Origin of the sequence: Ihubacter sp. rT4E-8 (assembly GCF_049852125.1) — a bacterium.
GTDB lineage: Bacteria > Bacillota > Clostridia > Peptostreptococcales > Anaerovoracaceae > Senimuribacter.
In genome coordinates, this window is the sequence record NZ_CP187532.1 from 58,202 (window position 1) to 70,781 (window position 12,580).

The 12,580-nt window shown below is 43.2% G+C and carries 11 protein-coding genes; 2 read left to right on the forward strand and 9 right to left on the reverse strand.

Annotated elements, in window-relative coordinates; translation table 11 throughout:
* Positions 1–296: 296 nt before the first annotated feature.
* Positions 297–1,805, forward strand: coding sequence for a L,D-transpeptidase (locus ACPW7J_RS00235; RefSeq protein WP_161874068.1), 1,509 nt, complete (start codon positions 297–299; stop codon positions 1,803–1,805).
* A 17-nt stretch (positions 1,806–1,822) separates the two neighbouring features.
* Complete coding sequence (locus ACPW7J_RS00240; protein WP_424960372.1) at positions 1,823–2,644, forward strand: MerR family transcriptional regulator; 822 nt, start codon at positions 1,823–1,825, stop codon at positions 2,642–2,644.
* A gap of 192 nt (positions 2,645–2,836) precedes the next feature.
* Here the strand turns inward: ACPW7J_RS00240 and ACPW7J_RS00245 are convergent, their stop codons facing one another.
* From ACPW7J_RS00245 to ACPW7J_RS00285, 9 genes are all read right to left on the reverse strand, one after another.
* A complete protein-coding gene (locus ACPW7J_RS00245; RefSeq protein WP_425755783.1) occupies positions 2,837–4,027 on the reverse strand; it encodes an amidohydrolase family protein in 1,191 nt (396 codons plus the stop codon).
* A gap of 24 nt (positions 4,028–4,051) precedes the next feature.
* The gene (locus ACPW7J_RS00250; protein ID WP_425755785.1) at positions 4,052–5,443 is read right to left on the reverse strand and encodes a YfcC family protein; all 1,392 of its coding nucleotides are present in this window, start codon (positions 5,441–5,443) and stop codon (positions 4,052–4,054) included.
* A gap of 383 nt (positions 5,444–5,826) precedes the next feature.
* A complete protein-coding gene (locus ACPW7J_RS00255) occupies positions 5,827–6,189 on the reverse strand; it encodes an Hpt domain-containing protein (protein WP_161874064.1) in 363 nt (120 codons plus the stop codon).
* Complete coding sequence (locus ACPW7J_RS00260; RefSeq protein WP_425755787.1) at positions 6,176–8,656, reverse strand: HD domain-containing phosphohydrolase; 2,481 nt, start codon at positions 8,654–8,656, stop codon at positions 6,176–6,178. The genes ACPW7J_RS00255 and ACPW7J_RS00260 overlap by 14 nt, the downstream gene beginning before the upstream one ends.
* A gap of 23 nt (positions 8,657–8,679) precedes the next feature.
* Positions 8,680–9,939, reverse strand: coding sequence for a histidinol dehydrogenase (hisD, locus tag ACPW7J_RS00265; RefSeq protein ID WP_161874062.1), 1,260 nt, complete (start codon positions 9,937–9,939; stop codon positions 8,680–8,682).
* 186 nt (positions 9,940–10,125) lie between these two features.
* The gene (locus ACPW7J_RS00270; RefSeq protein ID WP_161874061.1) at positions 10,126–10,308 is read right to left on the reverse strand and encodes a hypothetical protein; all 183 of its coding nucleotides are present in this window, start codon (positions 10,306–10,308) and stop codon (positions 10,126–10,128) included.
* Between the two features lie 4 nt (positions 10,309–10,312).
* Positions 10,313–11,431, reverse strand: coding sequence for an RtcB family protein (locus ACPW7J_RS00275; protein ID WP_425755790.1), 1,119 nt, complete (start codon positions 11,429–11,431; stop codon positions 10,313–10,315).
* Positions 11,432–11,801: 370 nt separating this feature from the next.
* Positions 11,802–12,035 (reverse strand): 30S ribosomal protein S18, encoded by a 234-nt coding sequence (gene rpsR / locus ACPW7J_RS00280; protein WP_161874059.1) that lies wholly within the window; start codon positions 12,033–12,035, stop codon positions 11,802–11,804.
* Between the two features lie 20 nt (positions 12,036–12,055).
* On the reverse strand, positions 12,056–12,571 hold the full coding sequence (locus ACPW7J_RS00285; protein ID WP_161874058.1) for a single-stranded DNA-binding protein: 516 nt from the start codon (positions 12,569–12,571) through the stop codon (positions 12,056–12,058).
* Positions 12,572–12,580: the final 9 nt, after the last annotated feature.

Consider the following 12,580-nt stretch of genomic DNA (forward strand, 5'->3'; position numbering starts at 1 on the left):
TATCACTTCATTACGTTAATACTTTATCATGTATATTTATTAAAAACATTTTTTATCGGTACAAAAAAATTATGAAGCCCTTGAAAATTCTCATTTTCCCAACCCCTGTTTTCCTTTACTATTAAAAAAACTTTTCATTGACCTCCTGATGAAAAATTACCCTACCTTTTTTTAATAAATATGCATCCTTGATCCGCAATTATTTCCCCTTTTTTCAGTTGTATATGACCATTCTATAGTGGTATAATATACAAATAGCGATTATGATTATTAAAGCATAAAAGGGGATACACACAATGAAAAGGAACAAGCTTATATCCATAGCGTTGATTCTTTCGCTGATCTTCACTATGGTTTTCACAACAACTTCCACAGTCAGCGCCGGCTCTTATGCCGGAACCTACTGGCTAAAGGTAAATGAACAGCGCAACGTGGTCACTGCCTATAAAAAAATAGACGGAAAATGGAAACCATGGCGCGCCATGCTATGTTCTACCGGGATAGGCGGCGCAACTCCGAAAGGCACATTTTACACGCAGGGCCGATGGAACTGGGGACTGCTGATGAATGATGTATACGGTCAATATTGCACGCATATCACTGACGATATTTTATTCCATTCCGTTTACTACACAGAAGGCTACGATAAATCATCTCAGCCAACAAGTCAATTTAACCTTCTGGGCTCTGCAGCTTCTCACGGCTGTATCCGGCTCTCTGTCATGGACGCAAAATGGATTTATGAAAACTGTAAAGCAGGTACTAAAGTAACGATCTATCGCAGCAGCTATGCCGGACCGCTGGGTAAACCGGAGGGAATTACCGTTTCTCAAAGCCGGTATCAATATTGGGATCCCACCGACCCTGATCCGGCAAATCCATACTATAGGTTAAAGAAACCGATCATTACCATATCCTCGAAAAAAAAGACAGAAGTCCAATATGGCTCCGCCTACAAATTGAAGAACTATGTGAACGCAAAGGACCCCAACACTTCCATGAGCCTAAAGGACAGGATCAAGGTTTCCAAAGTACGCAAATGGTCTTCCGCTAAAAAACGTTATGTGTCCGCGCGGTTTTCCACCAAGAAACTGGGGACATATAAAATAACCTATACTGTCAACGATCCTTATAGTGGAAAGGCTTCGCAGACGATTAAAATCAAGGTGGTCGACAACAAAGCTCCGGTTATTTCGGGAGCAAAAAGCCGTACCGTAACCTGGGGTGATACGAATGCCGTAGGCAATGTAACAGCAAAGCAAGCCACAGCAAACCGTACAAATTTTATAAAGGTTTATATCAAAGAGCCTGGCGCAGAAAAATATAAGATATATAAATATAGCAGCGCAAAAAAATATAAATTCAAAAAAACAGGAAAATACTCGATAAAGTATTTTGTTAAAAATAAATATAAGCCGTACCGCTCCTCCACAAAAATCATTACAATTACTTCAAAGAAAGGGGCTGTCAACAGAGATCCGAAGCTGTCTTTGCCGCCGGAATTCGCCGACGCAATCATAAACTCCGGCGGAACTCCTTTGTTGATGAAGCCAGGCGCACAGGCAGATCTGGTTACCGGTGTTAAAGCCTCGCACAACGGAAAGGACATCTCGTCACAAATCCGGATATTCATTAAAGGCCCGCAGGACACAGCATTTAAAACAGTCCCTGCTGAAGATGCTGCAGCTTGGACCTTCACTGACGAAGGAGATTATCAGATTAAGTATTCAATAAAAAATCGATATACTCCATACCAAACGGTAAGTAAAATTGTAACGGTACGAATAGAAACAGAAACCTTATAACACTTAGGAGGCCTGAAATGATCATTAAATTCAAAGAGTATAAAATAGGCTATTTATGTAAGTTGTTCAAAATCACGCCAAAGGCCATCAGGCTATACTCCGAAATGGATCTTTTAAGGCCTTCTAGTAAATCTGACAGTGGCTACCGCTTTTTTCACAGGGATGACGTGTTTACTCTGGATTATATCATTCGGCTTCGCAAAATGGGTTTTTCATTAAAGGAGATCAGAACTATCCTCCATGGCGATGATCTGAAAGACGCCGTAAAGTTTCTAGATACCAAATTGGAAGATCTGCATATGCAGCTTTTGCAAATTCGTATTAAAATTGCAAAAGCAGAGGTTCATCAGCGAGAGCTGCAGGAAATTCTCTCCTCAAAGAAAACGCTGGAGATTACACCGCCTATTACCTTCCTAGCTTCTTCCATCGAACCCTCCGTCGAGGAGGCTGCAGAACGGTTTCATAGAATTAACCCTTACCTTTTTCCAAAACTAACCTTTTCCTTTCCTTCCGCAGAAATGGAAAGCGCAAAGGGCATGCTGCCTGCGGAAAACAGACAGCAGGTTTCCTTTATTCTAATGTATGAAGATGTAGAAAATTTACACATGTCCATCGATGTGAGCGCCTACGATGTAACCGTACTGGAATCCTGCCGTTATATCCACGCAGTCACATCCGCTGAACCTTCTGTAGATTATCACTTCTGGGATGAAATTAAACAATTTATGCAGGATCATCATTTAAATCAAAAGGGGGTCAGCTTTCTTCAATACATCGGGACGATTTCAGAGCACGAGAATCCAAGGGACTTTTATCACGTATACGTTCCCGTTGAATAAATCTGACACGCAAAACAGACAAAACAGAGAAGAACGCTATGTAAAAATAACATTCTTCTCTGTTTCTTTTTCTGCTGAAGCATTTTGTTTAATTTATTTTATGCACACCTTCAAACCAGTTTCCGGTCATCGCAATCTTACATCGATCGCCGAAGACATCAAAGAAACAATATCTCATTTGCTCTCTCCTCACTATTGAGCCTTCTTGTAAAGAATCTCTCCATTCTTTACGGTCATAACGCAATTCAATGAGGCGCGTATATCCTTTGTTGGATCTTCTTCAAAGACAGCGAAGTGCGCTTTTTTGCCAACTGTTACGGAACCCAGCGTATCCTCAACACCGCATATTTTTGCGGAATTGATGGTGCCTATTATCATAGCGTCGAACGGCGTAATCTCACATTCTTCTACTAGAACAACCATCTCATACGCCGTATCTGTATGGTTACAGAACGAACATCCGCAATCTGTTCCCAGACCGCACAGGATACCTGCCTGATAAGCCTTTTTAAAAGACTTCCGAACCTTTCTCTTACTTTCCTCTGATTTGATAACAAATTCTTCTTCCAGCTTATCCTTGTTTTCCAGGAAAAAGAAAATCGTTGAAACAGTTCCATCCAGAGGAATATTCCGTTCCAGCATCATTTCGATAGCCTCATCATCCAGTTCATCACCATGCTCAATACAGTCACTCCCCGCCAAAATCGCATTCTTCACACCCTGCGCGCTCTCTGCATGGCAGCAAGTAGAATAACCTACCTTATGAAACTCATCCACGGCCGCTTTCATTTCCTCAACACTGAGCTGTACTGCTCCCGGCTCTGTACCTTTTGTCAAAACGCCGCCAGTTGCCATCAGCTTCAGAACATTCGCCCCGTTTTTCAGCTGCTGCCGCGCCGCCTTTCTGAGCCCGTCAACACCATCGGCTTCAACACTGATAAAGGTCCATCCCGTTCCGCCTGTCATGCAAATACCATCCCCTGCAGCCTGCATATCCGGCGCTTTTTTAATTTTGCCATCCTCTACAGCGTGCATCAGTTCAATCGCCACTTTATGCTTCGTGCCTACGTCCCTAACAAAGGTTACCCCTGTATTGATGAAGTCTTCTAAATGCTTCACGCCTGTCAGGGTATAGGTCACAATTGATTCATGTGCAAAGTCCGCGGGATTTGCTACAGGCTCCATCCCAACATGTACATGACAGTTGAAAAGACCAGGCGAAAGATATTTTCCATCAAGGTCGATTACATCTGTAACTGCCGACAGATCAGGATTTTCTGAGACCTCCGCTATTTTTCCGTCTTCCACAATCACAGAATAGTTTTCTAATATTCTTTTATGTAGTACGTCAATCACATTTGCATGAATAAATGCTCTTCTCATATCCGTCCTCCTCATATGATACTTTTAAAATGGTCCAAAATTCATCAGAGCCGCAATGACCAGAAATACGACTGCACACCCAATCCAAATCAGCATGATCGGCGTAACAAACTTCACCCACCGTTCGTATGGAATCTTCGCAACTGCAAGATTTACCATAAGCCAAGAGCAGGTCGGGATAATCTGATTGGTAAAACCGTCTCCAAACTGATATGCAAGAACTGCCGTCTGTCTGCTAAGTCCAATCATATCCGCAAGAGGTACCATGATCGGCATGGTTGCGGCTGCCTGTCCTGATCCTGACGGAATGAAAAAGTTCACAACCAACTGTACGAAAAACATGAGAACCCCTGCCAGCGCTGGCGGCACGCCTTCAATCAACCCACCGAGAGAGTGAATAATGGTGTCCAAAATCATACCCTGCTGCATGACAACCAGAATGCCCCTTGCAAGACCCACGATAATTGCACCAAAAACAACTTCCTTAGCGCCGTCGATCAAGGTTTCTGCAATTTTACTCGGTCCCATACCGCCGATAAAACCACATACTAACGCAAGAATCAGAAAATATGTGGCAATTTCCATAATGTACCATCCAAACTGAGAAATCGCGTATACCAAGAATACCAGACTCAGCAAAAAGATTGCCAAAATCAGAACGTGCCTTTTGTTTAATTCTATGCCTTCCTCTGATTCTCCTGAAAAAGGTTCTTCAATGTCAGCAATCAATCCCTTAGACGGATCTGCCTTTACTTTTTTGGCATAGCGCATGATGAACAGAGAGGTGACAATCGTTACCACCACCCAGATCACAATACGATACCACATCCCCGAAAGAATCGGAAGCTCTGAAATGGACTGTGCCACACCTAATGTGAACGGATTCATAAAAGCCGCGGTCAATCCGCATCCGGAGCCTAAAATAACGATAGAAGCGCCTGTCACAGTATCGAAGCCCAGCACCCTTGCCATACAAATTCCAATCGGGATAAATACAAGCGTTTCTTCCGCGATACCAATTGTAGCGCCTAAAAAAGCAAAGATAGCTACAAAGACAGGAATAATTAAAAGTTCTTTTCCTCTGACAACCTTTGAAGCTTTATAGATACCCGCCTCAATTGAGCCAGTCGCATTAATCAGCGAAAAAGCGCCGCCTACAATCAAAATGAAAATCATAATCTGCGCGACTTCCTCCATGCCGGTCGGCACAGCCTGGAATAACTGGAAGAAACCGATTGGACTTTTCTCAATATACTGGAAGCTGTCCGGATCAACCAGTATTCTTCCTGTCTTAGGATCCGTTACACGCTCAAACTGTCCTGCGGGAACAATATAAGAGCAAATTGCCAAAATGATGATAATGCTAAATAAAAGCACGAAAACATGCGGCATTTTAAAGCGTTTTTTCTCTTTCATAGTCACAATTCCTTTCATAAAATATTGAAAACAAGTGCGACAGACTAAGGCCTTATATGACTGTCAATATCATTTTAAAATATTCCCCAGGGGCAGAGTCAATAGTTCTGAAAAAATAAATAGATTTTATAAACTTCTACAAAAAAGGATCAAGACCGGCCTCATAAGATGCCGGTCCCAACACAATATGACAAAAACGATATACTCAAAAACGATGCACCTATATTATCTCTTAAAAATGTATACGCGTCAATAACCACTCTTTTCATTTCAATTGCAGATTATGATAATCTAAAGAAAATTATGTGGTTTATCACAGTAAAATACTGTGCCGCATATCATCTGCAGCTCCGCTTTTCTTCTCAATATAGGTTTTCCACTGTTTACTGTTCTGCATACGCTTTGATTGCCTGAAACGTCCGGTCATATTCAGAACGAACCTGCTGCATCAGTTCTTCTGCCCTGGCATGATCAATATCGGAAGCGTTACGGAGAATCTCACTCATTTCAGAACTGACCGCATACAAAGGTGTAAACCCTAAGTTTTGACATACGCCCTTTAAAGTATGCGCGGCGCGAAAAGCTTCTTCCGGCTGATCTGCCTGAAGGGCTTCTTCCAACTGGCTATAACTCTTATCAGCAAGGAATTTAACAGCAAATTTTTCGACTAGCTTCTCACTGCGAAGTCTGGAAATCACATCATCATAATCACCGCCGAAACTCTGGTAGCATTCAATTATTGTCATGGTTCTTTTCTCCTTCCATTATTCTTCCTAGACAAAGACTATTCTTCTGCCTCTTTGCTTTATACATCAAGCTGTCTGCCTCTTTTAACAGCTCTGTCGTTCCTCCCGGGCCGTAATATCCTCCTATGCTGGCAGAAAAGCGTACATTCGGACAATCCGCTACAAATATTTCGCGAATTTTTCCGCGAATATTCTCCAGTCTTTCCCCGAAGATATTCTCTGGAATCGACCGGAATACGATTACAAACTCATCTCCTCCATACCGGATGATTTCATCACTGCTGCGGACGCAGGATAAAACTGCATTAGCAACCAGTTTTAATGCCAGATCACCTGTATGGTGTCCATAAGAGTCGTTGATCATCTTAAAATTATCAATATCCAAAATTGCCACTGCGTCCACATCAGACAATCCCACCAGCTGCTCCTCGTAGTAGCGGCGGTTATTCGTATCAGTCAAAGGATCCATATACAATTTCTTATTATATCGCATAATGGAATCTGTTAATTCGCGGCTTCCATAAGCGCCTAGAATTGTATCGTCAGTAATTTCAGCCGCCATTTCCATGGAATACGGTTTTCCTTCAACCTCTATATATGTAGCGGCTACATGATAAAGCCTTTCGTCAATAAACTCGATCTTAGCCAGCCTGCTTTTGCAGCTGAGCACCTTAGCAGAAATGCTGTTTTCACATTTATCAATCATTTCCCACAAAGGATGGCAAATTCCTCTTTCGGAGATCAATTCTCGTTCTTCATTCAAGCAAAAGCAAGTTTCCAAGGAAGAATCTATCAGCCGCACTGTATCAAATACAATACTGAGACATTTCATCAATATGCCCGCCTGCTCCACCGTAATTTCTTTTCCTTGGAAGAAATTCATCAATTGCTCTACTTTCATAAAGTCAGTTGATTCTCCCGGATTGACGGCATGAGAAATCTTTCCATACTCCTCACTAACGTCTTCCAATCTACCGACCAATCCCATATACACAGGCGGTTCTTCTGACGACCACATAGTCTGGCATGTAAACCTATGCCACCGCGAAACATTGTCAATCTTGACCTGACAATCCATCTGCACTCGAGGCTCCCAGTGTGTGGCCTTTCCAATTAACTGTTTTAACTGCTGCAGCTGCTCTCTGCTTATCTTTGATAAGAAACTCGGATCCTCCAACGGATTTATAATATTCTCATTTAGACCCAGCTTTGCTGCATCCTTTCCAGGAAAAGAAATCATCGACGGAGAATCTGTATAAGTAAAGACGATATCCGGAGAGGCCGATGACAAAAACCTGACCTTTATTCTCTCCTGCTCCAGGGAACGTAATATTCTCTCTGAAGTTGCCAGATCCTCATGCTGCATCAATTCAGCAGTAACATTGTCCATAGATTTTTTATAATGCGTAGACAAAGAATCCACGTTTAATTCTTTCTGCACAACCTCCTCAATGTCCCTCAGACACTCCAGCAAAATAGGATTGAAAATTCCGCACTGTCCCTCCATGATCATCTGCATAGCAACCTCATGAGTATAAGCCTTTTTATAGCAACGCTTACTCGTCAACGCATCATAAACATCCGCAAGAGCTACAATCTGCGCCGAAATTGGAATTTCATCACCTTTCAGCTTGTCCGGATACCCGCCTCCATCATATCGCTCGTGATGCCAACGGCAAATATCATGAGCAGTCTGTACCAACGCCTCTCCCCGGTGTAACGGCAAATCCTCCAGCATCTGTGCTCCAATCAGAGAATGGTTTTTAATTATTTCAAATTCCTCAGGCGTCAATCTTCCTGGTTTATTCAAAATTTGTTCAGGAATAGAAATTTTTCCAATATCATGAAGCGATGACGCCATGCTAATCATAGAAATATCCGCTTTTGTCAATGGATATCGATCCGTTTTCTGTATCAGCTGCTTCAGCAGCAGCTCGGTCATCGTATTGATATGCAGTACATGAAGGCCGCTTTCGCCATTTCGAAACTCTACGATATGACTTAGGATAAAAACCATCATGCTATTGCTTTTCTCTTTTTCATAGATCTGCTCTGTCACAATAGCCGCCAGACGTTTTTGCTTTCCATACAGCATAATTGTATTAAATACACGTCGTTTAACTACCGCCGCGTCAAAAGGCCTGCAAATATAATCTGTGACGCCAAAATCGTAAGCTCGCTCAATATAGGAAGGAGAGCTTTCTGAAGAAATCATGATAACCGGCACATCCTCAATCCATTGATATTTGTTCATAAACGCCAGTACTTCAAACCCGTCCATTTCCGGCATTACGATGTCCAGGAGCAGCAAAGAAAACTCAGAAGCACGCTCGCGAAGCAAAGCGATTACTTCCTTGCCATTTTCCGCTTCCTCGATCTCAAAATCATTTTGCAGCATTTCCTCCAAAAGAGCACGATTCATCTCCGAATCATCTGCAATCAAAATTTTGTCTTTTTTCTTACTCATAGAATGGTCTTCTTCCCTTTCCGTTATAATCTTTCCTCGGCTGCCTTTGCATGGCCTTCCAGTCCTTCACCATAAGCCATTCGTGCAACCAGCGGCGCAATTGCTTTTGACGCCTCCGGGGTCATGGACTGGTGTGTGCAAACCTTCAGGAATGTCCCTACCCAAACGCCGCCCGTATAGCGCGAAGCCCTCACTGTTGGCAGCGTATGGTTTGTACCGGAAGCATAATCTCCAAATACCTCAGCAGTATTCCCTCCGATGAACAATGATCCATAGTTATATAGCTTATTTATTACTGTTTTTGGCCTCTCGCAGTTCAATTCTAAATGCTCCGGCGCATAATCGTTGGACAAGCTGGCAGCCGCTTCTAATGTGTCTACCAAAATAACTTCGCCATAGTCTTCCCATGACTTTCTCGCAATACCTGCCGTAGATAAAACATCTAATTGTCTTTCTACTTCTTTTATAACAGCATAAGCAAAATCCTCTTTCGTAGTGATGAGAATGCCTTTCGCATTTGGATCATGCTCCGCCTGTGCCAATAAATCCGCGGCTATTGTACTTGCATTTCCACTGCCGTCAGCGATGACTAGCACTTCACTGGGCCCGGCAACAAAATCTATGCCTATCTGCCCATAGCACTGTCTTTTTGCCTCTGTCACATAACGGTTACCCGGGCCAACGATCAAATCAACCGGGCGGATCTCCTTTGTCCCATAAGAAAAGGCGGCGATGGCCTGCGCGCCTCCCACAGCATAAATTTCGTCTGCCCCGGCAAGATCCATAGCAACCAGAGTTTTATAATGAATCTTAGACGTTCCGCGTACTGTCGGGGAACAAGCCACAATTCGTCTGACTCCAGCAACTTTCGCCGGTGTAATCAGCATTAAAGCTGTTGAATAAAGGGGATAGCCTCCTCCCGGCACATAGCAGCAGCAGGAAGACACAGGAATAATTCTATGCCCCAAATAAATGCCCGGCCGCGGAGAAAAATCTTCTATCTCCGTCATGGTTCGTCTTTGCACAGCGGCAAAACGTTCGATATTTTCTTTTGCTTCCTTTAAATCATCGATTTCCTGTTTGCTCATCCGACTGTAAGCTTCTTCAATTTCCTCACGACTGACACGGAGAGATTGCCGATGACAGTCATCGAATTTTTCATTATATTGACGCAGCGCTTCATCTCCGTTCTCGCATACGTCGTCAATAATAGAAGTAACGGCATCTCTTAAAGCACGATTATCTTCTGCCGTTCTTTCTTTCGATTTTTTAATGATTCTCATATACACCTCTTTATATCCTTACCGTAAAGATCGTCTTTTTAGTATAGTTTACCTTATTTTAGGCATTTCGTAAAGTGGATAATGGCATGAGGGAGGGGGCTTTCTTTGATTCAATATTTTTATTAAAGCATATAACCTTTTAAAAAATAATACATAACCTACATCTATCATTCCTTCTTGGTCAACTCATAACCCATCCTTCCGCAAAGCCTGAATCCGCTGCTTCTTTCGATTCAGTCTGCGTATCTTTGCTCTTGGTACATATTTATTGCAGTGCTGACAGTAACCGTTATGTTTGGCATCTCTGCCTTTGCTACACTGCCCCAGGGCTATATAATATTTGCACGGGATTTCTCTATATACTGCCATAGGTTTACCTCTTTTCCTTTCTTTCTATCGCTCTGTAGTTGTACAGAGGCTTTAATATTTTCTTTACTTCTGCTGTTTCTTTGATGGCTTCCAGAATCTCATCAATGTCGCGATAGGCAAAAGGCGCTTCGTCCAGGGTTTCTATTCCAACAGTGCTGGAATAGATGCCTTTTGTCGCCGCTTTAAATTCCCCTACGGTATGTTCCCTTCTAGCTGTTACTCTGTCTGTGATTCTGCCTGCTCCGTGGGGTACTGAATAGTTCCAGGCAGGGTTTCCTTTGCCAACGCCCAAAATGACGCCGTCCCGCATATTGACCGGAATGATTACCTCATCGTCCTCATAGGCAGGCGCTGCGCCTTTTCTAAGAATCCGGTTTTCGTCTACATAGTTGTGAATGCTTTCGCCGAATTGTACTGTCTTCCACTTCATCTGTTTTGCAAGCTCTGACAGAATAATTTCCCGATTGCGCCTGGCAAAGCCCTGCACTTCGTACACATCGTGGAGATAATCCTCCATCAGCTGCCCCTCAAGCCAGGTCATCTCGTAAGGTACGCGGACGCCTTTTGCGTTCAGCGCCCGCTCTCCTTCCTTTAGATAATGCTCCGTAACCTCTTTCCCAAGCCGTCTGCTGCCGGAATGGACGAATACATATAAGCTGCCTTCCTCATCTCGATCTACTTCTATAAAATGATTGCCGCCGCCGAGGGTACCAAGACTTTGCAAGGCTTTTTCCTGGCTGACGTGTTTCTGACACAGTAAATCTGAAAACGTAACATCTCTGCTGCGCAGATGAGGCGTATTCCGTATTCTGCTGCCAACAGGAATGTTTTCCCGGATGACGGTGTCCAGCTTCTGGTATTCAATTCTGGTTTGTTTCAATTTCATGTAACTGACGCCGCAGCCGATGTCCACGCCTAAGAGATTGGGCATAATTTTATTGCCCAGGGTCATGGTAAGTCCAATAGGACCGACTTTCCCTGGATGGACGTCGGGCATGACTGCAATGCGGCTCCCCTCTGCCGCTTCATGATTGCAAATCATCTCAATTTGTTTCAGCGCGTAGTCCTCTGCGGTATGGGAATAGACCGTCGCCTGAGCATAAGTTCCTTTGATTTTTCGCATAAAAAAAGTACCTCCATGTTAGAGATACAGATTGTTTCAGAAATAAAATATAGATAAACGAAATCTATATCCGCATCACTCCGCCGTAGCTTTAGGACAATCTGTTCTCTTGTATAATATTTTCTTTGTCTTTTTTATTGTAGTCATAGCTGTCATGATTGTCCTCCTTTCCTTTCTGCAGGCGATAACTGAAAATTACTTTTTCAGTATATTCCAATCCGCATCCCGTGTCAAGTGCTTTTGCTTTACAGCATCTTTTAGAACTTTCTTAAGTAAATATAAGATATTTCAAAAACGAAAAAATCCCCGGAAACCTGGTTTTCCAAGCTTCTGAGGATTTGTAAGTCTTATTTGTCTGTTCGACTATCAATTAGTCTGCAACGTAAGGCAGTAAAGCGACAATTCTAGCTCTTTTAATAGCAGTAGTCACTTCTCTCTGGTGTACTGCGCAAGTACCAGTGATTCTCTTAGGAAGGATCTTACCTCTTTCGGTAACGTACTTTCTAAGCTTTTCTACATCTTTGTAGTCGATCACTTCTGTCTTATCTGCACAGAACTGGCATACTTTTTTTCTTCTCATGCCACCACGTCTTCTATCCATCATGTTACATGTATCTCCTTTCCTTAGAATGGAACGTCTTCATCAATTGCCTGGAAAGAATCCGGCATCTCCTCCGGCATACCGCCCGACTGCGGTTCACTATAGCTGCTCTGGCCGCCATAGTTCTGTTGCGGTGCATAGTTTTGCTGACTATACCCACCTTGCTGTCCGCCATAATTTGAAGAAGCGTTCTGTCTCGGTGCGGAGCCGTTCTGTTGACGGTCTCCCCACTCTAAAAATTCAACTCTGTCTGCCACAACATCAGTGGTATAAACAGTCACGCCATCCTTATTTTGATAGCTTCCGGTCTGTAGTCTTCCCTGAATGCCTACCAGTCTGCCTTTTGCCAGATAACGCTCACAATTTTCCGCTTGCCTTCCAAATACGGTAATCCGCGGAAAATCTGTCTGTTTCTCTCCGCCTGCCCGCACAGGTCTGTCGATTGCGATTGTAAAAGACGCAACCGCCATCTGGCTGGACGCGGTATATCTGATCTCCGGATCTCTGGTGAGCCTTCCGATTAGTACAACACTATTCATTTAACTACA

What these genes read in the sequence shown, in the direction of transcription:
- hisD (WP_161874062.1), bottom strand. Translation starts at nt 9,939, where the DNA reads ATGAGAATCATTAAAAAATCGAAAGAAAGAACGGCAGAAGATAATCGT.
- ACPW7J_RS00275 (WP_425755790.1), bottom strand. Translation starts at nt 11,431, where the DNA reads ATGCGAAAAATCAAAGGAACTTATGCTCAGGCGACGGTCTATTCCCAT.
- ACPW7J_RS00255 (WP_161874064.1), bottom strand. Translation starts at nt 6,189, where the DNA reads ATGACAATAATTGAATGCTACCAGAGTTTCGGCGGTGATTATGATGAT.
- ACPW7J_RS00235 (WP_161874068.1), top strand. Translation starts at nt 297, where the DNA reads ATGAAAAGGAACAAGCTTATATCCATAGCGTTGATTCTTTCGCTGATC.
- ACPW7J_RS00240 (WP_424960372.1), top strand. Translation starts at nt 1,823, where the DNA reads ATGATCATTAAATTCAAAGAGTATAAAATAGGCTATTTATGTAAGTTG.
- ACPW7J_RS00250 (WP_425755785.1), bottom strand. Translation starts at nt 5,443, where the DNA reads ATGAAAGAGAAAAAACGCTTTAAAATGCCGCATGTTTTCGTGCTTTTA.
- ACPW7J_RS00270 (WP_161874061.1), bottom strand. Translation starts at nt 10,308, where the DNA reads ATGGCAGTATATAGAGAAATCCCGTGCAAATATTATATAGCCCTGGGG.
- rpsR (WP_161874059.1), bottom strand. Translation starts at nt 12,035, where the DNA reads ATGATGGATAGAAGACGTGGTGGCATGAGAAGAAAAAAAGTATGCCAG.
- ACPW7J_RS00245 (WP_425755783.1), bottom strand. Translation starts at nt 4,027, where the DNA reads ATGAGAAGAGCATTTATTCATGCAAATGTGATTGACGTACTACATAAA.
- ACPW7J_RS00260 (WP_425755787.1), bottom strand. Translation starts at nt 8,656, where the DNA reads ATGAGTAAGAAAAAAGACAAAATTTTGATTGCAGATGATTCGGAGATG.
- ACPW7J_RS00285 (WP_161874058.1), bottom strand. Translation starts at nt 12,571, where the DNA reads ATGAATAGTGTTGTACTAATCGGAAGGCTCACCAGAGATCCGGAGATC.